Origin of the sequence: Lawsonibacter asaccharolyticus (genome assembly GCF_022453915.1) — a bacterium.
In the GTDB taxonomy this organism is placed as follows: Bacteria; Bacillota; Clostridia; order Oscillospirales; family Oscillospiraceae; genus Lawsonibacter; species Lawsonibacter asaccharolyticus.
Map to the genome: position 1 here is coordinate 959199 of NZ_CP091870.1, position 26099 is coordinate 985297.

The following is a 26099-nucleotide window of genomic DNA, read 5'->3' on the forward strand; positions in this document are numbered from 1 at the left end:
GTTCACAGGCGGGGCGGCTGAACTCTCAGCCGCCCCGTCTTTATAGAAAGGAGCTTATGATGTCCAGTTTAGATCAGGCTCGCGCCCTGCTTCAGGGCAGCTATGACCTGCATATACACCCAATTCCCTCCCACGTTCCGCGTCTACTGGACGACTTTGAGGTGCTCGCCCAGGCAGAAGAGGCGGGGATGGCTGGTGTGTTGCTGAAAAACCACTACGAGCCCACCGGGGCCCGGGCCATTCTGGCCAACCGACGGGGAGAGGGCTTCCGGGCTAAAGCCTACGGTGCGGCCGTTCTCAACTGGCCCTTGGGCGGCCTGAATCCCTACGCAGTCCACAGCGCCTTGAAAATGGGGGCCCACGTGATCTTTATGCCAACCCGAGACGCGGCCAACTGCCTGTTCCACGGGGATATGCCGGGAGACTTTTTCCAGCGGGAGGGCATCAGCCTACTGGATAAGCAGGGGAATCTGCGCCGGGAAATCTACGAGATCTTCGAAGTGGTCCGGAGTTATCGGGCCCTGTTGGCTACCGGCCATATCAGCCCCTTGGAATCCGTCCTGCTCTGCCGGGAGGGCCGCCGGATGGGGGTAAGGATGGTTTTGACTCACCCGGAGTGGGACCGTACCACCATGGACGCAGACACCCAGGCTGAGCTGGCCCAGCTGGGGGTGTACGTAGAGAAGTGCTGGTACAACATCGCAGAGGGCAACTGCACAGCCGAGAGCATGGCCAGCCATATCCGCACGGTGGGACCGGAGCACTGCTTTCTGTCCACGGACCGGGGGCAAAGCGGAAGGGAGACGCCAGCAGAGGGGATGGCCCGTTTTGTGCAAGTCCTGATAAAGCATGGAATATCTGCTGAAAATGTGACACAAATGCTTCGAATTACCCCTGAAGATATGCTTAACAGATAAGTCGGTGTTCACTTTTTGTATAGTGGCATTAGTTTTGAATTTATGTATACTTATCAGATGGATAAACATTGTTATGTTGTCCTTGACACATCCGCTGACTGAATATTTTTGGATAATTTTTGATTCTGGTACTGAAACGACGGTCGTTCGCCACCCTGTTTAACCGTGCAGGCCGCTGTGTGCCCCGAAAAGGAGTGAGGGGTGTCCGTGCCCCTTCGGAACCATCCACGCCTGTTTCGGGGCCGTGTGTCGAAAACTGAATGCTGCTCTGAAAAACAGTTTTCCCCGAAACTAGGGGGGACCGGGTGGCCGAAAAAAGTACAGGATAAAGCGGTGACATCACCGCTTTGCACATCTTTCCACAGTGCGGGCCGAGGACGGGAAAACGACACGAATTGGAAAAATGTGAAACTATTTGAGAAAATTACGTGATATCACATTTTTCACGCGGGCATCAGATGTGATATCATAAAGCTGTAAACTGCCATGCCCACAAGGGTTCTTCTGGTATCACATGTGATATCTACCCGATTTCAAGTAGTGTTCAAGGCTCAAAAATTGCGCCGCTTAAACAAGGATATAGACCTAGGCCCGATTTGCCGGATAACCGACAAATATGAATGTTTTGATAACTCTGCGCCATGGCCCTGGATATTTTTCTCTTTCTGCAGTATGTTGTGTTGCTGCAAAGGAGGTAGTGCATCATGGAAAAACGCAGAGCCAACGGGGAGGGAAACCTCCGAAAACGAAAGGACGGCTGGTGGAGGAACAGTACACAGAGGGCCGTGCCCCAGAGACAGAAAAGGCAATTTGCAAAAATGTTCTGGGCCGGACCCAGGCGGAGGCCAAGGCAAAGCTGAAAGAAGCCATAGAAATGGAAAGGGATATTAACACGGTGAAATCGAAGAAGTACGCAGTGGGGGAATGGATGAACGAGTGGTTCGAGAACTATGCAAAAGAGTGCGCCCGTCCTCTCACCAGACCTACCGGGGGTGCATCGACAACTACATAGTTCCCAACATCGGAGCCATTCCGCTGGAAAAGCTCACCTCTCTAGACTTGCAGAAGCTCTACAAGAAGCTGCTGACCAAAGGCCGGATAGACAGTCTGGAGGCCAAGGGACAGCTAAAAGGCCTCAGCGCCAAGACGGTGCAGAACATTCTCCAGATTCTTTCCTCTGCCTTAAAGCTGGCTCAGGAGCAGCGGATCATACTCACCAACCCGGCGGAGGTTTGTGCCCTGCCTAAAGTAGAACAGCGGGAGATGAAGACCCTTCCGGTGGAGCAACCCCGGTCCTTCCTGCGGGAAACCAGGGAGAGCGGCGTATTTGAGCTCTACTATCTGGAACTGGCCACCGGGCTGAGAAGGGGAGAACTTCTGGGCCCGAAGTGGGGGGACATTGATTTGAAACGGGGTGACCTCCGGGCTCTACGGCAGATATCCCGGATCAACGGAGAGGTAGTGGAGGCACCGCTGAAAACAAAAAACGCCTACCGCACCCTGCCGTTGGCGGAGGATACGGTAAGCGTACTGTTAGGGCAGAAGAAAAAAGCGGGCAGCTGCCTGTGGGTGTTCCCGTCGCCCAACGGTGGACCCATCTTCCCGGACAGTGTCCTGCATATGCTCCATCGGGTGCTGAAGCGGGCGGGACTGCCTAAAGTCAGGTTCCATGACCTCCAGCACACCTTCGCCACCCTGGCCCTGCAAAACGGAGTGGACATCAAGACGAGGTCCGGGATGCTGGGTCGCTTCTCTGCCGGGTTCACCCTAGACATCTACACCTATGTGACGGGGGCTGCCCAGTGTCAGGCGGCACAAACTATGGCGGGAGTGCTGGAGGGGAAGTAACCCAAATGTGAGTCCAGAGCAGCGAGGCACATTTGGAAAGGAGGCGCAGCGGAGGGAGCGGACCCTGCCGCGGACGGCGAGGGGAGAGATCCGGAGCTTGTGCCGACGTGGATCAAAGTATAGGTCAAACAGCAGACACAAAAATAAACCGGGCAGAAAAGTAATAAAGAAATCCGCTGAAATCATACGATTTCAGCGGATTTTTGGTTGTGGGAGGAGGACTTGAACCTCCGATCTCTGGGATATGAGCTGCGGTCTGGATGTGGGTTTGGCTCCATTGGATCCATCCAGCCTGAACCCTGTATGGATCACGGTTTGGGCCAGCGGAAACAGATGTAGCCCAGAAGTTCTGCATGACCTTTATTTGCAGCTGTGCAGCTTACGCATTGCACATTGACAAAACGCATCTACGAGAGGGTTTTGGTTGTCACGGTGGGATACTGCCACTATATCCGTAAGGGTAGCGACTTCCGGAAGGGAGAAGTAGATCAAGGGAGTTTGGGGCTGGATACAGTGAACATAGGAGGGGCAGATGAAGGTCATTCCCCGTCCACAGCCTACCAAACTGAGCGCCGAGGACAGACTTGGTACCTCCACCACCCGCTGAGGGGCAAAAGAGTAATGCCGACAGATCGTCTCAGCAACGATGCGCATGTTCTGCCAGGCACGAAGAACAATCAGGGTTTGCTGCTCAAATTGGGACAGGTCTACCTGGAGTGGGTGTTCCAAATTGTTGCCGCAGTCAGGATAGTACTGCTGCATTTGTTCATCATACTGCGTAGCCAGCACCACAGGATCGCCCATGAGGCGTTCGTAGCGCAGATGAGGATTGTCCGGCCTAAGATTGGTCAGCACCAAATCTACATCGTCATGGTCTAGCTGTTTTAAGATTTCAGCACTGGAGCATTCTACGATTTTCTGATCCACAGAAGGAAATTGCTCCGCAAAATCCGGTACGATGCGTGGCAGAACATAGATGCCCAGGAGAGGGAGGGTAGCGATGGTCAGACGGTTGAAGGACTGCTTGCCCATGGCGGAAAATTCCTGCCGCATATTCCGCTCCAGACCCTGAAACTGTTCCACATATTCCAGATATCGCTGACCGGCTAACGTAAGGCGCAAGGGAATGGTATCCCGGTCAAACAATGTTACCCCAAGCTCATCTTCCACTTTCTTTACGAACCGGCTCAGGGCGGGCTGAGAGACATAAAGAACTTGAGCCGCTTTGGAAAAACTATGATATTGAGCAATGGTTTTAATATATTTGCAAAAACGCTGGTCAATCATAGTAAGCTCCTTTCCGGACATGAGTGGGCGGAGATCTGTTTGATCGTGAAATTGTTTTATCTAATGATATCAGACTATTGTATATCGCGCAAAAGATTTCTTCCACTGTCCTATGCGCTTTTTATCATATCGTCATGTCAAAATGGGTATTCGACATTGTAAGTGGCTATGTTGTACAATTCTTAACAAGGATAGACCACATTGCGGGAAAGAATGCAAGGTGCAGAACAGAAAATAAGGAGGAGTCTGTTATGAGCAAAAATCATGCCCAGGACCTGCGCCGTATTTTGGCGGAGAACAAATTTTTAACCCTGCCGGGTGTATATGACTGCTTGTCGGGCAAGATCGCAGAGGAGGCGGGATTCCCTGCCCTGTTTCTGTCCGGCGGAGCACTGGCCTACAGTGTGCTGGGCCGTCCCGATTTTGGCTTTTTGAGCTTGGCGGAGTTTGGTACTGCCATTCAGCACATCGTTTCTACCTGTTCTGCGCCTCTGCTGGCGGACGCGGACAACGGATTTGGCAATGCCATTCAGGCAGCCAACACCGGTGCCATGTATGAGCAGCTGGGAGCAGCTGGCTTGCAGATTGATGACAAGGTTCTCCCCGCCAGCCACCCCGCCCGAGACGAAATCATCAATTGGGATTTGATGAGTCCCAAGATCCAAGCGGTCCGGGACAATGTTTCGCCTGACTTTGTGATTGTATTCCGCACCTGTGCAAATTTGTACGGCTATGGTATTGATGAAGCCATCCGCCGCATCAATCTCTCCAAGGAGTGCGGTGCAGATTACGCCTATGTGGATGGGATCAAGTCTATGGAGGAGCTGGAAAAGGTCTCTCAGCAGGCTGCGATTCCCCTCATGGTTAATCTCAATGAGAAAGGCTTTGTGGGCGGCAATGTACCCATTGAGCAGGTGAAGGAGCTGAATTTCTCAATTGGACTGTTCCCTATCTCTTCCATGCTGGCTGCATCTCAGGGCATGATCGAAGTTCTGGGTGCACTGGCCGACCAGGGTTCTACGCTTTCGGTACGGGACAAGATGACAGATCCCCCCACCCGCATCCACCGCATGATGGGACAGGTTTCCCTGGTAGAGAAATATACCCCCTACTATTCGGTGCCCTGAAAATCTTATTCAAAGAGAAAGGTGTGAACCTGCATGACATTGACGGATGTATTGAAAGATTTTGCATACCTCAGCGTTTTGCTTCTCATCGGCTTTGAACTTCGTAAGCGGATTACCCTTTTCCAACGTTACTTTATCCCCACCTCTTTGATTGCAGGAACCATCGGTATGTTTTTCAGCCCCAGCTGGCTGGGCGAAGTGTCTCCTGTTTACATTCCGTTTTCCAGTGGCATTGGGCAGTGGTCGGGAGTACTGGTTATTGTTGTGTGCGCCACGATGTTCTTGAGCCTGGAGCTCAATCAAGTGGGCCGTGACGGTATGGCCACCACCTTTTTGGCCGGTGCGGCCCACCAGGGGCAGATGGTAGTTGGTCTTGGCATCGCGGCGCTGTTCGGGGTGCTGGGCAGCACGCTTCCTTATCAGTTCGGTTACATGGGCGTTTGGGGTTTCTATGCGGGCCACGGCAATGCCACCACCGTGGGTAACATCATCCAGGATGCCGGCTTGTGGAACGATGCAGTGGGCGTGGGCGTGACCTTCGCTACGATCGGTATTCTGTGCGGCGTGATCCTGGGTATGGTAATTATCAATATGGGAGCCAAGAGGGGCCTGACCCATGTAAAGATGTCCTTTGCGGACATGGATGAGGGAGAGCGTACCGGCTACATCCGTCCGGAAAACCGGGTGTCTGTTGGCAATGGTGTGACCAATGTGTCCTCCCTGGATCCGTTGGCCTTTCAGCTGGCTATCGTTGGCGTTGTAGTCGTGATCGGCATTGTGGTCCGGACACTGCTGATGAAGATTCATCCCATCATGTCCAACTTTCCTCTGGTAGGCGCCGTGCTGGTATCCAGTATGATCATAGGTTTTGTGATCAACAAAACAACGCTGAGAGAGCGCATCGACCGCAAGCTGATGAACCGCATCACCGGAACTGCACTGGAGTATATGATCACCGCTGCGATTGCCACTACTTCCCGGCAGGTGTTTGTCTCCTACGCGCTGCCGCTGGTGCTCATCTCCATCTGCATGGTGCTGGTCAACCTGTTTGTCTGCTTCGTGCTGGGCAAGCGTTGGCTCCAGGATAACCCCTTTGAGACTGGCGTAGGCCTGTTTGGCATGGCCTGCGGCGTACTGGCTACCGGCTTGATGCTCGTCAAGGTGGTGGATCCTGACAACGAGACGACTGCTTCCACCTGCATTTCTACCTCCAGTACCTTGGGTTATGCCTGGCAGATCCCCTACATGGTAGTGGGTTCTCTAATGATTTTTACTATGCCTACGATCACCACCGTGATTTCTGTTGCGCTGCTGCTGTTTTTCCTGATTGGCGGCGAGATTTTGTTTGGACGCAACCGGAAAAAAGCATCTGTCTGATTGCATTATAATTAAGAAAGGAGTATTCCTTTGAATAAATTTACCGTAGCTGTTTTGCAGCTTGATTCCCAAGATGATGTACAGAAGAATTTAGATACCGTAGTCTCCTTTATTGAAGAGGCTGCGGCTCGTGGCGCCAAGCTGATCACCATGCCGGAGAGCATGAACTATGTGGGTTTGGATAATGCGGGGCATGCGGAGGAAATTCCCGGAGGTCCTACGTTCCAGCTCATGTCGGAGCAGGCAAAAAAATATGGAGTCTGGCTCCACTGCGGAAGTATCTATGAGAAAAACCCCAATGATCCCCGGCCTTTTAACTCCACCATGGTCATCGATCCCCGGGGTAATCTGGCAGCCAAGTACCACAAGATCCACCCTTTTGATGTGGTCATCCCCAACGGTCCGGTGAATCGGGAGTCAGAGCGGATTTGCCCGGGCGATGAGATCGTCACCGTGGACACAGGAGAGGTGGGCCACTTGGGTCTGTCCATCTGCTATGATATGCGCTTTGCAGAGATGTACCGTATTATGGCCCTGGAAGGGGCGCAGATCCTTCTGATGCCTGCTGATTTTACCATGCCAACCGGCAAAGATCATTGGGAGACCATACTGCGCACCAGAGCCATTGAAAACGGCTGTTATGTAGTGGCTCCGGCGCAGTACGGCGTGAAGCCCAAGTTCCAGGCCTATGCCAACTCTCTGGTGGTAGACCCCTGGGGCAATGTGATCGCACGGGCGTCCAACCACCCTCAGGTGATTACAGCGGAGATCGATCTGGATTATTTGCAGCAGGTTCGCCGACAGATCTTTACCTTGGAAAATCGTCGGCCTGACGTCTATAGTCTGTTGCGTACCAAACAGTGATTCAGAAGGAAGAGCAGGGTAGCGGTCCTGCTCTTCTATTTATGAGGGAGGAATGGATTCCATGAGCCATAAGAAAGCCATCGCCATCACGTGCTTTGTTGCTCTGATGTGGAGTCTGGCAGGATTCAATATTAAAATGATTGAATGGAGCCCGTACGCCATTGCGGCGGGACGTAGCCTAGTCGCTGTTATCCTTCTGGCCCCCATGGTTCTGCGGAAAGGCTTCCAAAAAATCGACAGGTATGTCATCGGTGGGGCAATCTGTTACGCCGCTTTCAACTACTGCTTTATTACCTCCACTACTCTCACTTCCTCCGCCATTGCTATTATGATGCAGTATACTGCACCCATCTATGTGGCCCTGCTGTCCTGGCTCTTTCTGCGGGAACGGGTCGGATGGGCGGATATTATCAGTGTAGGGTTTGTCTTTTTAGGGATGATCTTTTTCTTCTTGGACAGCAACAGCGGTGGGAGTTTAAAGGGAAATATCGTCTCCATCTTTAACGGAATCACCTTTGCTGGTATTTCCATCTTTCTGCGGCTGCAGAAGGACGGGAATCCCGCACTATCCATGTATCTGGGCAATGTAATTTCCGCTGTGGCAGGACTGCCTATTATGTGGAACGCCGGTATGCCGGACACGATTAGTTTGCTGTTCCTTCTGCTGGCCGGCCTGTTGGTTGCAGTCAGCTATACCCTCTATGCTAAGGCCAGTACTGGCTTGTCCGCATTGGAAACAGTGTTAATACCAATTATTGATCCAGTAATGAACCCAGTGTGGGTATTCCTGTTCCTGGATGAGCGACCGGGGGCATTGACCATTGTGGGTGCAGCGGTGATCCTTGTGTCGGTTACGATTCGAGTGGTTTCAGGACTGACCCCATCTTCAGCGTCTCGGACAAGAGGGTAGTTTCGGTGCTGTCCATGGTTACATAAAAGCAACCCTCTCCGGTAAACAAAGATAACTGTCTTGTAACATGATGAAACACCGATTTTTGAATTCCAAACTATTTGCTTTTATTAGCTGCGATATACTTTCTTGAAGACGGAGGGGGGGCCAGCCGTTTAATCAAGCCCCTTTAAAAATGGTTCTGGGCTGTGGTAAGAGCAGAAACAGGTTTTGTCAAAGAACAGTACAAGCTGATTCTTCGATGGGAGAGACGGTACACGGCAGGACATGACCCGGAGACGAGCAAGACCATCTACAAGAATGTACTGGGCAGAACTCAGGAGGAGGCCAAGGAGAAGCTGAACGCCGCCATTAAGGAGACACAATCTCTGGACTTACAGAAGCTCTACAAGAAGCTGCTGACAAAAGATTGGGTAGACCGGCTGGAGGCTAAAGGGCAGCCCAAGGGCCTTAGTGCCAAGACGGTGCGGAACATCCACCAGATTCTTTCCTCAGCCCTAAAGCTGGCCCAGGAGCAGCGGATCATCCTCACCAACCCGGCGGAGGGCCGCGCTCTGCCTAAGGTGGAGCACAGAGAGATGAAAACCCTGCCGGTGGAGCAGTTGGCCTCCTTCCTGCGGGAGGCGAAAGAGAGCGGTGTATTCGAGCTCTACTACGTGGAGCTGGCCACCGGCCTGCGGCGGGGAGAGCTACTGGGCCTCAAGTGGGAGGACCTTGATTTGGACCGAGGTGACCTCCGGGTACGGCGGCAGATCTCCTGCATAAACGGTGAGGTGGTAGAGGCACCTCTGAAAACGAAAAATGCCCACCGCACCCTTCCATTAGCAGAGGATGCGGTAAGCGTTCTGTTGAAGCAGAAGAAAAAAGCGGGTAGCAGCCCATGGGTGTTTCCGTCACCCAGCGGCGGCCCCATCTCCCGGACAGCGTCCTGCACATGCTCCACCGGGTGCTGAAACGGGCGGGACTGCCCAAAGTCAGGTTCCATGATCTCCGGCATACATTCGCCACCCTGGCCCTGCAGAACGGAGTGGACATCAAGACGGTGTCCGGGATGTTGGGTCACTACTTGGCGGGCTTCACCCTGGACACCTACGCCCATGTGACCACAGCGGCCCAGAAAGAGGCGGCGAGAGCCATGGGAAAGGTGCTGGCGAACGCCCTCTGGAAATATCCTAAAACAAAGCGAGGTCCGGGCGCGGCAGAGCCGCACCCGGACCTCGCTTTTGGCTCGTATGGGTCAGAATATGGGTCAACCCCAAAGGTCCAAAAATCAGTCTCGACTTTTTTGAGCAATAAACAGGGAAAACCGTCTGACTTCAAAAGAAATCAGACGGTTTTGTGGTTGCGGGGGCAGGATTTGAACCTGCGATCTCCGGGTTATGAGCCCGGAGCCTTTTTCAACGTGGATTGAGCAGCCAAACACCCCAATTGAGATAGGCCGCAAAGGTCACCCAGAGGAGATATGGGACTTGCAGCCACCCGGCGGTGCAGTCCACCTGAAGGAAGGACAGCAGCATCCACAGGATCAGGGCCCAAAGCACTGCCAGCCAGACAAGGGCAAAGCCGAAATTCTGGAACTGAAAGAAAATGATGCTCCAAAAGAAGTTGAAAGCGAGCTGGACTAGGAAGAGCAGCAGGCTGCGGGACCGGAGACCGGAGGGGGGCGCCAGATAGACCCGGGCCGCGCCAATGCCCATCAGGGCGAACAGGATCACCCATACGATGGGAAACACGATGCTTGGCGGGGAAAGAGGAGGCTTGGTAATGACCTGGGAATAGAGCTGTGTACCGTCCCTGGTCAGCCAGCCGGCCAGGCCGCCCACCGCCTCGGTGAAGAGGACCCAAGTCCCATAGGTCCCCCATAGATGCTTCTTCATTTTCATCTTCATCACCCATGGACAGCATATGTGAAATCGGAAATTTTATGTGTTCGGACCGGGGCGGCTGATAGGGAGGGCTCCGGCGGCCCGCTCCCAGCCTGTGGAAAACGGAGGTCCAGAAAAAAGGGGTTGACAAGTGGGAAAGGGGCGGCTATAATAAGCCCAACAAATCAATCAGCAGAAACCTGCGAGGAAGATGAGTAGCCAGTGGGCAAACCTTCAGAGAGTCCTGGGTGGTGGGATCAGGGCGGGGCGCAACTGTGTGAATGGACTTCCGAGGGCGGCTTGAACGGCTTTGGCTCAGTAGATGCCGACGGGGACCCACCCGTTATCCATCGGGCACGCGTGATGGCGCGTGAAGCGAGCGGACGTTTACGTCAATTTGGGTGGTATCGCAGGAGTGCAGCTCTTGTCCCATGTGGGATGAGGAGCTGTTTTTTTATTGGCTGCGCTCCCAAGTCAAGGCCGCCGGCACCGGCCCCTCCATCGCCCACCCGAACAAATTTTGTTTTTTGGAGGAAAACACGATGAAAAAGCATGACATGATGAAGAAGTTTACCGCTGCCGCCCTGTCCCTGACCATGATGGCCGGCCTGGCCGCCTGTTCCGGCGGCAGCAGCTCCGCCTCCTCCGGCGCCGCCCCTGCCCCGGCCGTTTCCGGCTCCGAGACCGGCGGCACCGCCATCAAGGTGGCGGTAGTGAAGCAGATGGACCATGCCTCCCTGGATGAGATCGCCAACGCCATCACCGCCCGGCTGGACGAGATCGCCGCCGAGCAGGGCATCACCATCGACTACGGCCAGGTGTACAGCGGCCAGGGGGACGAGACCATCCTGAACCAGATCGGCGCCCAGGTAGTGGCCGATGGTGTGGACGTCATCATTCCGGTGGCCACCACCGCCGCCCAGCTGATGACCGTGGCCGCCGAGGGCACCGGCATCCCAGTGGTGTACGCCGCCGTCAGTGACCCGGAGCAGGCCGATCTGCTGGACCTGGACTATGTCACCGGTATGAGTGACGCCCTGAACACCCAGTTCATCCTGGACATGATGCTGGCCCAGGACCCGGAGGTGCAGACTGTGGGCCTGCTCTACTCCCTGTCTGAGCCCAACTCCACCAAGCCCATTGCAGAGGCGAAGGAGTATCTGGACGGCAAGGGCATCGCTTATAAAGAGTACACCGCAAACAGCGTAGATGAGGTCATCGCCGCGGCCGGGACGCTGATCGCCGACGGCGTGGACGCAGTCTTCACCCCCACCGATAACAAGATCATGGAGGCCGAGCTGGCCATTGCCCCCGAACTGGCGGAGGCGGGCATCCCCCACTACACAGGCGCTGACTCCTTTGTCCGCAACGGCGCTTTCACCACCTGCGGCGTGAACTATACCGACCTGGGCACTCAGACCGCCGACCTGGCCTATCAGGTGGCGTCGGAGGGCATGGACGGCATGGAGGACTACTATCTGGTGGAGGGCGGCATCATCACCGTCAACACCGAGACCGCCCAGACTCTGGGCGCGGACTACTCCATGTTCAGCGACATGGGCCAGGTGGTGGAAGTGGCCACCACCGAGGACTAAGCACACCCTGACCGCACAATACCGCCAGTCCCCCCGGCAGGACGCCGGAGGGGCTTTGGCCTGAAAGGACGGAACCCGCTATGCTCTATATTCTCCAGACAGCCCTGGAACTGGGCCTGTTGTACGCACCGGTGGCCCTGGCTCTGTTCCTCAGCTACCGCATCCTGGACATTGCCGATCTCACCACCGATGGGGCTTTCACCCTGGGGGCGGCCGTGTCGGTGACAGTGTGCATCGCAGGCCACCCCGTCTTGGCGGTCCCTGCCGCCATGGCTGCCGGGGCGGCGGCAGGCTTTGTGACCGCCTTCCTCCAGACCAAGATGGGGGTGCCCTCCATCCTGGCGGGCATCATCACCAACACGGGGCTCTACACCATCAACCTGATGGCCATGGGGTGGACCTCCACCGCCAGCCTGCTCCGCCAGGACACTATTTTCCGCATGTTCCAGGCTACCGGTATCGGCGGAGCCTGGAGCGAGATCCTGCTGGGCGGGGTGCTGACGGTGGGGGCGGCCCTGCTGCTGGTGGCTTTCCTGGGGACCCGGCTGGGCCTGTCCATCCGAGCCACGGGGGACAATCGGGACATGGTCAGGGCCTCCTCCATCAACCCAAACTTCACCATCACCGTGGGGCTGTGCATCGCCAACGCCCTCACTGCCTTTTCCGGCGCTCTGGTGGGCCAGTCCCAGCGCAGCGCCAACGTAAACATCGGCACCGGAATGGTGGTCATCGGGCTGGCCTGCCTCATCATCGGTGAGACGGTGCTGGGCCGTGGCTCCATGCTGCGGGGGGCGCTTTCCGTCTTTGTGGGCAGCATCCTCTACCGGATCATCTATGCGGCGGCCCTCAGCTCCAGGATCATCGAGGCTATGAAGCTGCTGACCGCCATCCTGGTGGCGCTGGCCATCGCGGCGCCCACCCTCAAGCAGTGGGCTGCCTTCCAGAAGCGGAAGGCGGAAATGAGAAAGGGGGGACGCTGAGATGCTGGAACTTGCGTGTATCTCCAAGACCTTCAACCCCGGAACGGTGAACGAGAAGAAGGCGCTGAGCGGAGTTGCCCTCCGTCTGGAGAAGGGGGACTTCGTCACCATCGTGGGCTCCAACGGCGCGGGTAAATCCACCCTCTTCAACGCCATCGCGGGGGCCTTCTATGTGGATGAGGGCGCCATCCGCCTGGCGGGGGAGGACATCACCTTCAAGCCGGAGTACAAGCGCAGCCGGGAAATAGGGCGGCTGTTTCAGGACCCCATGCGGGGGACGGCGCCTCATATGACCATCGAGGAGAACCTGGCCTTGGCCTATCTGCGCACTGCCAAGAATCAGAACGCTTTTTTCAGCCGGACCAGCAAAGCGGAGAAGCAGTTCTTCCGGGACCGGCTGGCCCTGCTGGATATGGGGCTGGAGGACCGGATGAAGCAGCCCGTGGGGCTGCTGTCCGGCGGACAGCGTCAGGCGCTTACCCTGCTGATGGCCACGCTGGTCCCGCCCAAGCTGCTGCTGCTGGACGAGCACACGGCGGCCCTGGACCCCTCTACAGCAGAGAAGGTGCTGGGCCTGACCCGGGAGATCGTGGCGGAGCATCATATCACCACCATGATGGTGACGCACAACATGAAAAATGCTCTGGAGCTGGGCAACCGCACCCTGATGATGGACAGTGGAAGGGTCGTGCTGGACATTGGGGGGGAGGAGCGGAAGGGCCTGACGGTGGAGGACTTGCTGAAGCGGTTCAAGGCTGGGGCCGGCAGGGAGCTGGACAACGACCGCATCCTGCTCTCGGAATAAAAGGAAAGAGCGCCGCCCCGCCGCGATCAGCGGCGGGGCGGCGCTGTATTCAGACCCAGGCGAGGAACAGCCGGGCCATGCACCAGCCCAGGGTGAAGCAGCCAGGGAAGGTGAGCACCCAAGTGAGGGCGATGGAGCGGGCCACCGACCAGTCGATCCGGCGGCCTGAGGTGCTCCCCGCACCCAGCAGGGCAGCGGTGCGGGTGTGGGTGGTGCTCACCGGAAGGCCCAGCAGGGTGGCCAGCAGCAGACAGCCGCCGCCGCCCAGATCGGAGGCCAGCCCCTCCCGGGGACCCAGACGCACCATCTCGCGGCCCACGGTGTCGATGATGCGCCGCCCGCCCATCCCAGTGCCCAGGGCCATTGAACCGGCGCACAGGGCCATGAGCCAAAAGGGGATGAGGAAGGTCTGCTCGTCCTGACGGCCCTGGGACAGGGCAATGCCCAGTAGAAGGATGCCCAGAAATTTCTGCCCGTCCTGGGCACCGTGGAGGAAGGCGGTGAGGGCAGCCCCGGGGATCTGGGCCCTGCGGAACAGCCGGTCGCTCCAGGACAGTCGGCTGAGCGCCCTCAGGGCCCGGCGGCCCGCCCAGAAGCCCGCTCCCACTGAGACCAGCAGCCCCAGCACCACCCGGGCCCAGCAGTCCCACCGGATGCAGGACAAGCTGCCCTCCAGGGCGGCGGCCGCCCCGGAGATGCCGGCTACCAGTGCGTGGCTCTCGCTGGTGGGGATGCCGAACCACCAGGCCGCTGCCGCCCAGAGAACGATGGAAGCCATGGCGGCGCAAAGGGCGGCCAGGGCCGCCCGGGGACCGCCGCCGAAAGAGGCGATGGAGTAGATGGTCTCGGCCACTGATGTATTCACCGCCGTGACGCACAGCACGCCCAGAAGGTTGCACAGGGCGGCCAGCCCAACCGCCGGACGGAAAGGGAGGGCCCCGGTGACCACAGCGGCGGCGATGGCATTGGGGGCATCGGTCCAGCCGTTGACCAGCAGGACGGCCAGAGTGAGCAGCACCGTGAGGGTCAGGGCCGGGCTGGCCGTCATCTGGCACAGGAACTCAGGCAGGGACAGGGGCATGGGATCACCTCCACCCCCACTATATGGGGGCGGAGGCGGGGGTATGTCCCGAGAAGCTGTCACTTCAGGGCGGCGGAGACCAGCAGCAGGGTCTCCTCATGGGTGCGGTCCACCAGGTGGGTGTAGATCCGGCCGGTGGTGGCGGGGGTGCTGTGTCCCATGGCTTTGCCGATGTCGAACAGAGGGACGCCTTGGGCAGAGGCGATGGTGGCGAAGGTGTGGCGCAGTCCATGGAGGGTGAGCCGGGGAAGGTGGTTCTTCCGCACGAACCGGGTGAAGGCCAGGGACAGGGCGTTGGGGGAGTAGGGCAGTCCCTCTCTGTCCAGCACCACATGTCCAGAGGCGGCGTAATCCCCGCCCCGGATGGCCCGCTCCTGCTCCTGCCGGGCCTTCTCCCGGCGGAGCAGCTCATAGAGCTCGTCAGGCATAAACAGGGTGCGCATGGAGGAGCGGTTTTTTGTCTCCTTCTGGACCACTGTGGCGCCATAGGCAGTGCGGGCCTCCTTGATATGGACGACGCGGCGCTGGAAGTCCACGCTCTCCCATTTCAGGCCGCAGATCTCCTCCCGCCGCAGACCCAGCCCAGCGGTGACCTTGACCACCATCTCCAGCCAGTGGCCCTCTACCAGCTGGTAGAGCACCTTCAGGTTCTCCTGGGTATAATAGGAGGCCTCGTGGAGCTTGGGGCGGGGCGGCTCCACCCGCTCCATGGGATTGACCCGGAGCATATCCTGCCGCACTGCCATCCGCAGGGCGGCGGAGAGCAGGTCATGGTGCCGGCGGATGGTGTTGGAAGAGAGCCCCTCCGTCCGCGTCATGGTCTGGTAGTACTCCTGGATCTGCTTGGGGCTGAGCTTGGACAGGGGGACGGCGCCCAGCAGCGGGTCCAGGTGGTTGTCGATGATCTTCTGATACGCATACACCGTAGTCTCCGCCCGGTTGGGGCGGATGATGTTCTCCATCCAGTAATCCAGCCACTGGCGCAGGGTCTGCTCCTGCTTGGGCGGGTGGAGGAGCTTGTCCCGATCGGCGTAAAACTCCCGCAGGCCCGTCCGGGCGGAGGTCAGGTTGGGGAAGGTGCGGTACTGCTTGACCCGCTTCCCCTCGCTGTTCTTGCCCAGATCCATGCTGACATAATATACCTTTCGCACGTCATCAAAGGAAATGTTGCGTTCCACTCGTTTCCTTGCCATAAGATGATCCTCTCCTTTTGTCGAAAAATGTCGTTTTTGCAGGAACGTGTTACAAGAATAGCATAGGTGGGCGGGGAGCAGGGGGGAAATCAGTGACAAAACAGGCCGAAGGCCTACATTCATTATTTGCAGGTATTGGGAAAGCATACCCTCTGTACACTGAGAGCATCGAAAGAGAAAAAAGAGGGCAGAAAGCCCTCCGGACAGACCGGGCAAAATGGCAAAAGCAGGCGGTGCCCTTGCACGGGAGGAGAAGCTGTGGTACAATCACACCGCGAAACGGGGCCCTGCCCCGGGAGAAGAAAGGGTGGGACCTTATGATCCGGATCAGTAACCTGTCCCTTCCGGTAGACGGAGATTTGGAGCAGCTGCGCAAGCGGGCGGCCCGGGCCCTGGGGCTCCGGCCGGGGCAGCTGGGAGAGCTGGAGATCGTCCGGCAGTCCATCGACGCCCGGAACAGGAGCGAGGTCCACTATGTCTATACGGTGGAGCTGTCCATGCCCCAGGAGGAGCGGCTGGTGGAAAACGCGCCGGGGCGGAACGTGTCCCGGACGGAGCGGCAGGCATACGCCTTTCCGGCAGCGGGACGGCGCTCCGCTCTGCCCCCGGTGGTGGTAGGCATGGGCCCGGCGGGCCTGTTTGCGGCTCTGTTCCTGGCCCGGAACGGCTTTCCCTGTGTCGTGCTGGAGCGGGGCCAGGACGTGGACCAGCGGACCCGGGACGTGGACCGCTTCTGGACCGCCGGGGCCCTGGACGAGGGCTCCAACGTCCAGTTCGGAGAGGGAGGGGCTGGCACTTTTTCCGACGGAAAGCTGACCACCGGCACCCATGACCCCCGCATCGCCGCTGTGCTGGATACGCTGGTGGAGGCGGGAGCCCCCGCCGACGTGAAGTATTCCCATAAGCCCCATGTGGGTACCGACGTGCTGCGGCAGGTGGTGAAGCACATCCGGCAGGAGCTCATTGCCCTGGGCTGCGATGTGCGCTTCGGCCACCGGCTGGAGGGGCTGACCATACAGGGGGACGCCCTGACGGGGCTGCGGGTGGCGGGGCCCCAGGGGGGCTATCTTCTGAAAGCCGACACCCTGGTGCTGGCCCCGGGACACTCCGCCCGGGACACCTTTGCCATGCTCCATCAGGCGGGGGTGCCAATGGAGCAGAAGCCCTTTGCCGTGGGGGTGCGCATCGAGCACCTTCAGCGGGAGATCAGCGCCTGGCAGTACGGTCCGGCATGGAGACAGCTCCCGCCCTCCGATTATAAGCTGGCCTGCCACCTGCCCACGGGCCGGTCCGCCTTCACCTTCTGCGTGTGCCCCGGGGGGGAGGTGGTGGCCGCCTCCTCCGCCCAGGGACAGGTGGTGACCAACGGCATGAGCTTCCGGGCCCGGGATGGGAAGAACATCAACGGCGGCTTTCTCGTGGGGGTGGGGCCGGAGGACTTCCCCGCCGGTGCCGGACCGCTGGCCGGGGTGCGCTTCCAGGAGGAGTGGGAGCGGGCGGCATTCCAGGCGGGGGGTGGCGGCTTCCTGGCTCCTGCCCAGCGGGTGGAGGACTTTTTGAAGAAGCGGCCCTCCCAGGGACCGGGTGCCATCCGGCCCACCTACCGCCCAGGAGTGACCTGGACGGAGCTGGACCGGTGCCTGCCCGGGGCGGTGGCGGATACGCTGCGGGGAGCCCTGCCCCTGATGGACCGGAAGCTCCGGGGCTTCGCCGCGCCGGACGGGGTGCTCACTGGAGTGGAGACCCGGTCCTCCTCGCCGGTGCGCATCCTGCGGGACGAGACCTTCCAGTCCGCCCTGCGGGGCCTGTACCCATGCGGCGAGGGGGCGGGCTACGCCGGCGGGATCGTCTCCGCCGCCGTGGACGGCATCCGGGTGGCCGAGGCCGTGGCCCGGGGATAAAAAACAAAACGCGCTGCCCAGCGGGCAGCGCGTTTTTGCTTGGTGGGGAGAAGAGGCCGTTCATTCCGGCAGACCCATATGAAAGGTAAGAATGTCTCCGTTCTCCAGAGTGACAGGCTGATCAAAGTCAAAGACCAGATCCCGGTGTCCATTGCCGCCGCTCCACCAGAGATTGCCTGGAATGGGCTCCCCATTCTTGGCGGCCTGGAGCCACTGAGCGGCCTGAGCCATCTGCTCCGGCGATGCCTCCAAATCAGAATCATCTTGAAAGACGGAGGGGAGTTCCAGGTCCAACAGCTTCTGATAGAGGAGCCCATAGGGGGTGCCGAAAAAGTCTTGACTGAACAACCCCTGCTCATGGACAACGGCGATGCCGTCCTGGCTGACGGTGATGGACATGAAGTAGGAAGGAAGGGAACCATCCAGACAGACCACTTCGGCTGTCCCCTCGGGCCGGCTCAGGGTCAGGGATACACTGCCGTCAGACAGGGGAGGCGTGGGCGGGAGAAATCCTTCCGGCCAGGTCTCTGCTTCATAATAGGCGGACCACTGGGTCAGCGTCTGGGACAGGGGATGCATGGACCGCATGGTGCCGCTGACCAGATCGACTGTACAGAGGGTATCTCCCCAGTCCTTGGTTTCGCCGGTAGCCCAGTTTATTGTCTCTTTCACCGGGGAAATAAAGGTCAATACAGTTCCGGCATCATCCAGTTCGATGTCCCGATAACGGGCGAAAGAGTGAGACCCACCCATATAGGCGGGAAGAAGACTGATGATATCGAGTTTTGTTCCGTTGTTTCTCACAAAATATAGTTGGAAACTGCTCCCGTGGGGAACGCCGCCCATCGAGCCGGCAAATAGCGTCCCGGAAGCCGAGGGATACAGCTGATATTCCACATTGATAAACTCTTTTACATCCTCCATGCGCTGGATCAGATCATCCAACTGGATCTGCATGGGATCGCCGAGGGTCAGCTCGGCGGTGCGGCTGTCCTCGTCGAAGGCAACGGCACCGTAAGGAGCCAGGTCGGAGAACCAGATCAGGGTCTCGCCGCCAATGTTGCAGCTCCTGACATACTGCCCGGCCACATAGGTGTCAATGTCCGTGGACAGGATGGGCTGTGCCCGGGTCCCCACCGGCTGGGTGAGGGCGGGCGGCGTGTAGTCCGGCCAGGACGCCGGGAGGGCAGGGCAGCCTGTGCTGTCCGCGGCCCGCTCCACGGAAAGGGTGCGGTCCTCTGCATCCCAGAGGACCTGGAAGCCATATCCGCGCAGGTCCTCCGCCACCACGGCGGTGCTGCCATTCACATTGTAGGAGCGCAGAGGGTGGCCGTTGATCTGGGCGGTGATGTCGGTGTACAGGGCCCAGTCCACTGCCCGGCCGGTCCCGGCGGCGGAGGAGGGAAGGGCGAGGGACAGGAGCAGGGCCGCCGAGAGAGCGGCTGTGAAGAGCCGTTTCATGGAGAAGACCTCCTTTTTTGCTGGTCTCGCCTCTATTATAGTCTCCGGGGACTTGCAATACAAGAAGATTTGTGGTATATATACCTTTAGTACAAATGCGAAGAGCGGGAAAATAACGTGCTTTCGTTTCTCAGAGAGGGGTGGTCACCGGCTGAAAGCCGCCCTGAAGCGTGTCGTTTGGTTCGCCCGGGAGCGGCCCCTGAGAGGGGGACGGCTGTTCCGCCGTTATCGGGAAGTTCAAGTGCGTGTCTGACACGAATACGGGTGGTACCGCGGAAGGGTTGCCTTTCGTCCCAACAGGTTTGGGGCGGAAGGCTTTTTTGCTGTCCGCCCCCGTCCGATCAATTTACCTCTGAAAGGAAGAACACAGATGAAAGAACAGTTAGCAAAGATCCGTTCGGAGGCGCTGGCCGCCTTTGGGCAGGCCCAGTCCGCCGCCGAGTTGGACAGCCTGCGCGTCCAGTATCTGGGCAAGAAGGGTGAGCTCACCGCCGTTCTGAAAATGATGGGCAAGCTGTCCGCCGAGGAGCGCCCCGCCATGGGCCAGCTGGCCAACGAGGTCCGCTCCGCTCTGGAGGCGGCCATTGAGGCCGCCTCCGGTAAGCTGGAGGCCCAGGCCCTGGAGCAGCGCCTGAAGGACGAGGCTGTGGATGTGACCATCCCCGGCCGCGAGGTGAAGCTGGGACACAAGCACCCCATGTACCTGGCCCTGGATGAGATCAAGGACATCTTCATCGGCATGGGCTTCACCGTGCTGGACGGCCCGGAGGTGGAGCTGGCCGAGTACAACTTCGACAAGCTCAATGCGGAGGAGGGACACCCCTCCCGTGACTGGTCGGACACCTTCTACTTTGACGAGGACAGCCGGGTGATGCTCCGCTCCCAGACCAGCCCCATGCAGGTGCGGGCCATGGAGACTATGGAACTGCCTATCCGCATCATCGCCCCCGGCCGGGTGTACCGTAAGGATGAGGTGGATGCGACCCACTCCCCCATGTTCCACCAGGTGGAGGGCATGGTCATCGACAAGGGGGTCACCATGGCCGATCTGAAGGGCACCCTGAACACGGTGGTGGAGCAGCTTTACGGCAAGGGCACCAAGACCCGCTTCCGTCCTCACCACTTCCCCTTCACCGAGCCTTCCTGCGAGATGGACGTGCAGTGTCACAAGTGCGGCGGCGTGGGCTGTCCCACCTGCAAGGGGGAGGGCTGGATCGAGCTGCTGGGTGCCGGCATGGTCCACCCCAAGGTGCTGAAAATGGCGGGCATCGACCCGGAGGTCTACTCCGGCTGGGCCTTCGGCATGGGGCTGGAGCGCACCGCCATGCGCCGCTTCAAGATCGCTGACCTGCGGCTCATCTTTGAGAACGACGTTAGATTTTTAGAGCAATTCTGATTGCTCTAAAAATCAATTAGGAATTAGAAATTAGGAGTTAGAAATTGAAGCGGTTTCTTCCGCAGCTCAATTCCAAATATTCCGACAAAACCGGACACCACAATTCCTAATTCCTAACTCCTCATTCCTAATTCAAACAAAGGGAGTTTTATACTATGAATCTATCTCGCAAGTGGCTCAGCGAGTTTGTGAGCGTTGAGGCCGATGATAAAGAGTTTGCGGAGTCCATGACCCTGTCCGGCTCCAAGGTGGAGCTGACCCACGACCTGGGTGCCGAGATCCAGAACGTGGTGGTGGGCAAGGTGCTGTCCATGGAGCACCACCCGGACAGCGACCACATGTGGGTGTGCCAGATCGACGTGGGCCGGGAGGAGCCGGTGCAGATTGTCACCGGGGCCTGGAACGTCCACATAGACGACCTGGTGCCTGTGGCCATGCACAAGTCCACCCTGCCTGGGGGCAAGAAGATTGAAAAGGGCAAGCTGCGGGGCGTGGTGTCCAACGGCATGCTGTGCGGCCTGAGTGAGCTGGGCCTGGACACCCGGGACTTCCCCTACGCCGTCATCACTCCTGCCGCCATCCTGGGGGACTACAAGCCCCTGGATAAGGACAAGCCCTCTATCTCCGCGGACATCCAGCCGGGGGACAAGATTTATGGGCCGGTGATAGCTGCCCTGGTGGAGGGAGTAGAGCCCGCCGGAGAGGCCGGCTGGACCTGCCGCCTGTTCTGGGCCGGCCAGGAGGCCCTGTCCGTGACAGTCACCACCACCTGTGCCAATCTCCACAACGGCGACCTGGTGGCCTATGACACCAAGCGAGGGGCCGTCTGCACCCTGGATGACCTCCACGCCCAGCAGGCGGAGTTCCCCCACTGCATCCCCGACGGCATCTTCATCCTTCACGAGGACTGTAAACCCGGGGACGACCTGAAGCCGGTGGTGGGCCTGGACGACCACGTGGTGGAGTTCGAGATCACCCCCAACCGCCCCGACTGCCTCTCCATCATCGGCCTGGCCCGGGAGGCCTCCGCCACCTTTGACGCACCCCTGGCCCTCCACCAGCCGGTGGTGAAGGGCGGCGGCCCCGGCGTGCTGCCGGAGCTGCTGGATGTGGAGACCCCGGCGGCCGACCTGTGCCCCCGATACACCGCCCGAATGGTGCGCAACGTGAAGATCGCTCCCTCCCCAAAGTGGATGCGGGAGCGGCTGCGGGCCATGGGCGTGCGCCCCATCAACAACATCGTGGACATCACCAACTACGTCATGCTGGAGTACGGCCAGCCCATGCATGCCTTCGACTACCGCTATGTGAAGGGCGGCAAGATCGTGGTCCGCCGGGCGGAGGAGGGCGAGGAGCTCACCACCCTGGACGGAAGCGTGCGTAAGCTCAATCCCAATATGCTGGTCATTGCCGATGAGCACCGGGCCGTGGGCCTGGCGGGCATTATGGGCGGCCTGAACAGCGAGATCGTCTCCGACACCGCGGACGTGGTCTTTGAGTCCGCCAACTTCGACGGCACCACCATCCGCCGCACTGCCCTGGCCCTGGGCATGCGCACCGAGGCCAGCGCCAAGTATGAGAAGGGCCTGGACCCCCTGAACACCCTCCCCGCCGTGGAGCGGGCCTGTGAGCTGGTGGAGCTGCTGGGGGCCGGCGAGGTGGTGGACGGCGTCATCGACATCCTCAACTACGTCCCTCAGCCCCGGGTGCTCAAGCTGGAGCCGGAGAAGATCAACGCCCTGCTGGGCACCGACATCGCCGCCGAGGAGATGGTGTCCATCCTGAAGAAGCTGGACTTCCAGGTGGAGGGAGACCAGGTCACCGTGCCCTCCTGGCGTTCCGACGTGGAGGCCATGGCCGATCTGGCCGAGGAGGTGGCCCGGTTCCACGGCTACAACAACATCCCCACCACCCTCATGCGGGGCCAGACCACCCGGGGCGGCTACTCCCCTGAGCAGGAGCTGGAGCGCGCCTTGGGGGCGGTGTGCCGTGCATGCGGCTATGACGAGATCATCACCTACTCCTTCATTTCCCCCACCTACTACGACAAGATCCGCTGGGCTTCGGACGATCCCCGCCGCCAGTCCTTCAAGATCCTCAACCCTCTGGGGGAGGATACCTCCATCATGCGCACCACGGTGCTCCCCTCCATGCTGGAGATCCTGACCCGGAACTACAACTTCCGCAACAAGTGCGCCAAGCTGTATGAGGTGGGCCGCATCTATCTCCCTGGCGGGGCCGACGGCCTGGCGGTGGAGAAGAAGGTGCTCTCTCTGGGCGCTTACGGCGAAGGAATGGACTTCTTTGCCCTGAAGGGGGCGGTGGAGGCCATCCTGGGAGAGATCCGGGCGGCGAACGTCACCTTTGAGGCCCCTCAGATCCCCAATCCCTCCTACCACCCAGGCCGCTGTGCCCAGGTGCTGGCCAACGGCCAGGAGGTGGGCGTGTTTGGTCAGATCCACCCCCTGGTGGCCCAGAACTACGGCGTGGACGCAGAGTTCTACTGCGCCGAGCTGGACTTTGACCAGCTGATGTGCGGGAAGGGCCCCGATCCCCAGTACGTGCCCCTGCCCAAGTTCCCTGCCGTCACCCGGGATATCGCCGTGGTGTGCGGCGAAGCGGTCACCGTGGGAGCCTTGGAGGACTGCATCCGTCGGGGGGCGAAGGGACTGCTGAAGGAGGTCACCCTGTTCGACATCTATCGGGGCAAGGGCGTGGCCGAGGGCAAGAAGTCTGTGGCCTTCAACCTGGTCCTCCGGGCTGACGACCGCAGCCTGACCGCCGAAGAGGCGGACGCCGATGTGAAAGCGATTTTGGAAACTCTGGAAAAGGAGCTGGGCGCGGTACTGCGCTGAGGCCGCCCCGTGGCAGACGGGGCGCGCAGCGCGTACAAGCGTTTTCCCGCAGAAAAGTTTTGGCGGGGGCGAAACTAAGTTTCGCCCCCGCTTTTTATGCCCGATGTAACCATAAAACAGTACGAAGCCAGAGACGGCAGCAGGGCGGGCGATCCTGTACCTGATGTATGGGATATGTTGTCTGTTTTTATATTATTCCTATTGGCATTTGATCCTTTTATTTGTGATCCCGGAAAGAAAGAGTGATGGACGAGATCGCGAGACCTGTACAGACAGCTGAGCCGGTCGGCAATGCACAGTGCTGTGAGCCGGAGGTTTACAACATCTTGCAGGGGACGCATCCTATGTGCCCCCTGCGGCCTGAGACCTGATTTTCCACTTCCGGGAACAAATTCCTGTCCCGCGAGAGCAGATTCTCACCCTCCGGGGTGGCGGCGGGAACGTTTTTCCGGTATGATAGAGGTAAGAAAGGATCACAGGAGGAGACACCATGGATGAACTGGAATTTGCCCAGCGGCTGAAACGGTACCGCCGGGAGCGGGGGCTCACCCAGCAGGAGCTGGCCGATCGCATCGGCGTGTCCAACAAATCAGTCTCCCGGTGGGAGAGCGGGAGCTACCCGGATGTCCCTACCCTGCTCTCTCTGGCCCGGGCACTGGATGTGACGGTGGATGCCCTGCTGGACCCAGGTGCCCCTGTCCCCACATTGCAGAAAAGCGACTGGCAGAATCTGCTCTCCTTTGCCTTCGCCATCGGCGGAGGACTGGCCTTTTATTTACTGCGGAGGTTCGTCCCCGTGCCGGTGTGCTGGGCCCTCTATCTGGGCTGTCTGGCCTACGGCATCTATCTCCAGGCTCACTACACCTATCACGCCCGCTGGTTCCGCCTGGGCAGCTGGGCCATGTGCTTTTGCGTCAGTTGGACCCTGGCGGAAGAACTGGGGGGCGTGGTGTTTCAGGTGCTTTTTCCCACAGTTCTGAGCCAGTGGAAGAACATGATTTTCCAACTGCTGAGAGGGGATGCCGGCGCGCTGCTTCAGCTGGTCCTTGTTCTGGGGCCCCTATGGCTGGCGGGCACCTGCGGCCTCACCGTTCTGACTCAGCTGGCTGCCCGGCGGCTGGCGGGGGAGAGAGGGGATCTCCCGGTGCGGCTGCCCGACCTGCGGGGGCATCCCCGGCTGGCCCGGGCCCCCTTCGCCTGGAGCAAGGCCATGCCCGCTCTGTGCCCCATCGTCCTGGCCGGGTTCTGGTATCTCTACCGGCAGACTCTCCTGCCGAGATTCTGGTACCAGCACCAGCAGGAACTCTATCTGGCGGTCTGGACGATGGCAGGGGTGCTGGCTCTGCTCCCCTGCCTGAAGCGGAGGCATTGGGGGATGCTGCTCCCGGTCCTGGCCATGATGCTGGCTTGCCTGGGGTTCCGGGGGATGCTGGCCTATCCCCAGGTCTATTCCCTGTTTTCCGGCAGTCTGATGGAGGAAAAGGCAGAGATGTCCACCCAGTATTATCTGCGCTTCGGCCAGCCCAGCGAGGAGCTGGCGGTGGCCGCCCTTCTGGTGGCCGCTGTGTACCTGCTGTGCTGCTTCCTGCGGGTGGAGTGGGTGCCGGCGGAGCAGAAGGGCCGGCAGGAGCCGGAGGAGTCCTAAATTTTTCTTAAAATTTTGCCCCATACCCTTTACACCGCCTCCTTTTTGGAGTAAACTAAGCACAAGTGTTCCACTTCAACGCTGCAGGAGGTGTGTTCGATGGATGAGATGGATTTCACTCGGAAGTTCCGGCTGGGCGATCAGCGGGATCTGGAGATCAAGGCGATCTTGACTACGGTGTATCAGGCGCTTCAGGAGAAGGGCTATAACCCAGTCAATCAGATCGTGGGCTATATCCTCTCAGAAGATCCCACCTATATCACCAACCACAATAACGCCAGGGCGCTGATCCGAAAAGTGGACCGGGATGAGCTGCTCCAGACTTTGGTGAAATATTATTTGACCCATTGACAGCAGATTGAGGGCCCGCTGCAAGGCGCAGCGGGCCCTTTTCTGATGTTGGGGAAGGGGAGAGACAGATGGATATTTTGGTCAGTGCCTGCCTGCTGGGGACTCCCTGCCGGTACGACGGGGCCTCCAGGCCCTGCGGGGAGCTGGCGCGGCTGGAGGTGCTGGGGCACCGGCTGATCCCCGTGTGCCCGGAGGTGATGGGCGGCCTGCCCACGCCCCGCCCGCCGGCGGAGCTCCAGAGAGACGGCCGGGTGGTGGACCGGGCGGGAAAGGACGTGACGGAGGCGTACCGCCTCGGAGCCGAAGAGGTGCTGGAGCTGGCCCGGGCCCATAGGTGCACCCTGGCGGTGCTGAAGGAGAGGAGCCCCTCCTGCGGCAGGGGGCAGATCTATGACGGCAGCTTCACCGGCAGGCTGACTGAGGGCTCCGGTGTGACCGCCCGCCTGCTGGAGGAACACGGGGTCCAAGTGTACGGAGAGTCAGAGGCCGGCACATTGGCGGAGCGCGGGGAGGCGCGGGAGGAGGGGCAAAGTGCGTCCCGCCCTTTGCCCTCCAAATATCCCGGGAAAAACGATTGACATATCGGAAGTTCTATGCTATATTTTGTAGCAATCTGACTGGAGTTTATCTGGCCAAGAATA

Annotated in this window: 20 protein-coding genes and 1 pseudogene; 16 read left to right on the forward strand and 5 right to left on the reverse strand. The window is 59.3% G+C overall.

Annotated features, from left to right (window positions below):
• Nucleotides 1-56: 56 nt before the first annotated feature.
• Nucleotides 57-917, forward strand: a complete 861-nt coding sequence (locus L9O85_RS04465; RefSeq protein WP_050625094.1) for a DUF6282 family protein — start codon at nt 57-59, stop codon at nt 915-917.
• 936 nt (nt 918-1853) lie between these two features.
• Complete coding sequence (locus tag L9O85_RS04470; RefSeq protein ID WP_301579710.1) at nt 1854-2765, forward strand: tyrosine-type recombinase/integrase; 912 nt, start codon at nt 1854-1856, stop codon at nt 2763-2765.
• Nucleotides 2766-3125: 360 nt separating this feature from the next.
• On the opposite strand, the gene L9O85_RS04475 is transcribed toward L9O85_RS04470, so the two are convergent.
• A complete protein-coding gene (locus L9O85_RS04475) occupies nt 3126-4052 on the reverse strand; it encodes a LysR family transcriptional regulator (protein ID WP_050625093.1) in 927 nt (308 codons plus the stop codon).
• A 251-nt stretch (nt 4053-4303) separates the two neighbouring features.
• On the opposite strand from L9O85_RS04475, the gene L9O85_RS04480 reads away from it, so the two are divergent.
• The 5 genes and pseudogenes from L9O85_RS04480 (at nt 4304) to L9O85_RS04500 (ending at nt 9741) form a co-directional block, all read left to right on the forward strand.
• Nucleotides 4304-5179, forward strand: a complete 876-nt coding sequence (locus tag L9O85_RS04480; RefSeq protein ID WP_050625092.1) for an isocitrate lyase/PEP mutase family protein — start codon at nt 4304-4306, stop codon at nt 5177-5179.
• Nucleotides 5180-5212: 33 nt separating this feature from the next.
• Entirely contained in the window at nt 5213-6556 is a 1344-nt protein-coding gene (locus L9O85_RS04485; protein WP_276852308.1) for a sodium/glutamate symporter, read from the forward strand.
• A gap of 30 nt (nt 6557-6586) precedes the next feature.
• Complete coding sequence (locus L9O85_RS04490) at nt 6587-7420, forward strand: carbon-nitrogen hydrolase family protein (protein WP_050625090.1); 834 nt, start codon at nt 6587-6589, stop codon at nt 7418-7420.
• 61 nt (nt 7421-7481) lie between these two features.
• On the forward strand, nt 7482-8330 hold the full coding sequence (locus L9O85_RS04495) for a DMT family transporter (RefSeq protein WP_050625089.1): 849 nt from the start codon (nt 7482-7484) through the stop codon (nt 8328-8330).
• A gap of 578 nt (nt 8331-8908) precedes the next feature.
• Nucleotides 8909-9741 (forward strand): annotated as a pseudogene (locus L9O85_RS04500) (site-specific integrase).
• Here L9O85_RS04500 and L9O85_RS04505 read toward each other — a convergent pair.
• Nucleotides 9728-10207 (reverse strand): TspO/MBR family protein, encoded by a 480-nt coding sequence (locus tag L9O85_RS04505; RefSeq protein ID WP_077138784.1) that lies wholly within the window; start codon nt 10205-10207, stop codon nt 9728-9730. The pseudogene L9O85_RS04500 and the gene L9O85_RS04505 sit on opposite strands and share 14 nt — an antisense overlap.
• Before the next feature lie 530 nt (nt 10208-10737).
• On the opposite strand from L9O85_RS04505, the gene L9O85_RS04510 reads away from it, so the two are divergent.
• The 3 genes from L9O85_RS04510 to L9O85_RS04520 all read left to right on the forward strand — a co-directional run bounded on the left by L9O85_RS04510 (nt 10738) and on the right by L9O85_RS04520 (nt 13575).
• Nucleotides 10738-11790, forward strand: a complete 1053-nt coding sequence (locus L9O85_RS04510) for an ABC transporter substrate-binding protein (RefSeq protein WP_050625504.1) — start codon at nt 10738-10740, stop codon at nt 11788-11790.
• A gap of 80 nt (nt 11791-11870) precedes the next feature.
• Entirely contained in the window at nt 11871-12770 is a 900-nt protein-coding gene (locus tag L9O85_RS04515; RefSeq protein ID WP_050625088.1) for an ABC transporter permease, read from the forward strand.
• 1 nt (nt 12771) lies between these two features.
• The gene (locus tag L9O85_RS04520; protein ID WP_050625087.1) at nt 12772-13575 is read left to right on the forward strand and encodes an ABC transporter ATP-binding protein; all 804 of its coding nucleotides are present in this window, start codon (nt 12772-12774) and stop codon (nt 13573-13575) included.
• A gap of 49 nt (nt 13576-13624) precedes the next feature.
• Here L9O85_RS04520 and L9O85_RS04525 read toward each other — a convergent pair whose 3' ends face one another.
• Together L9O85_RS04525 and L9O85_RS04530 are read right to left on the reverse strand one after the other, a co-directional pair.
• Nucleotides 13625-14656, reverse strand: a complete 1032-nt coding sequence (locus L9O85_RS04525) for an inorganic phosphate transporter (protein WP_301579713.1) — start codon at nt 14654-14656, stop codon at nt 13625-13627.
• Nucleotides 14657-14715: 59 nt separating this feature from the next.
• On the reverse strand, nt 14716-15849 hold the full coding sequence (locus L9O85_RS04530) for a site-specific integrase (protein WP_108979458.1): 1134 nt from the start codon (nt 15847-15849) through the stop codon (nt 14716-14718).
• Between the two features lie 317 nt (nt 15850-16166).
• On the opposite strand from L9O85_RS04530, the gene L9O85_RS04535 reads away from it, so the two are divergent.
• A complete protein-coding gene (locus L9O85_RS04535; RefSeq protein WP_108979457.1) occupies nt 16167-17750 on the forward strand; it encodes an NAD(P)/FAD-dependent oxidoreductase in 1584 nt (527 codons plus the stop codon).
• Nucleotides 17751-17810: 60 nt separating this feature from the next.
• Here the strand turns inward: L9O85_RS04535 and L9O85_RS04540 are convergent, their stop codons facing one another.
• Nucleotides 17811-19211, reverse strand: coding sequence for a hypothetical protein (locus tag L9O85_RS04540; protein ID WP_301579715.1), 1401 nt, complete (start codon nt 19209-19211; stop codon nt 17811-17813).
• 370 nt (nt 19212-19581) lie between these two features.
• On the opposite strand from L9O85_RS04540, the gene pheS reads away from it, so the two are divergent.
• The 5 genes from pheS to L9O85_RS04565 all read left to right on the forward strand — a co-directional run bounded on the left by pheS (nt 19582) and on the right by L9O85_RS04565 (nt 26036).
• Nucleotides 19582-20607, forward strand: coding sequence for a phenylalanine--tRNA ligase subunit alpha (pheS, locus tag L9O85_RS04545; protein ID WP_108979455.1), 1026 nt, complete (start codon nt 19582-19584; stop codon nt 20605-20607).
• Nucleotides 20608-20762: 155 nt separating this feature from the next.
• Complete coding sequence (gene pheT, locus L9O85_RS04550; RefSeq protein ID WP_301579716.1) at nt 20763-23462, forward strand: phenylalanine--tRNA ligase subunit beta; 2700 nt, start codon at nt 20763-20765, stop codon at nt 23460-23462.
• A 490-nt stretch (nt 23463-23952) separates the two neighbouring features.
• Nucleotides 23953-25107, forward strand: a complete 1155-nt coding sequence (locus tag L9O85_RS04555; RefSeq protein ID WP_301579717.1) for a helix-turn-helix domain-containing protein — start codon at nt 23953-23955, stop codon at nt 25105-25107.
• A 99-nt stretch (nt 25108-25206) separates the two neighbouring features.
• Entirely contained in the window at nt 25207-25458 is a 252-nt protein-coding gene (locus L9O85_RS04560) for an IreB family regulatory phosphoprotein (protein WP_050625078.1), read from the forward strand.
• Between the two features lie 68 nt (nt 25459-25526).
• Nucleotides 25527-26036 carry a DUF523 domain-containing protein gene (locus L9O85_RS04565; protein WP_256182833.1) on the forward strand — a complete coding sequence of 170 codons (510 nt, stop codon included), beginning with the start codon at nt 25527-25529 and terminating at the stop codon, nt 26034-26036.
• The last annotated feature ends 63 nt before the right edge of the window (nt 26037-26099 follow it).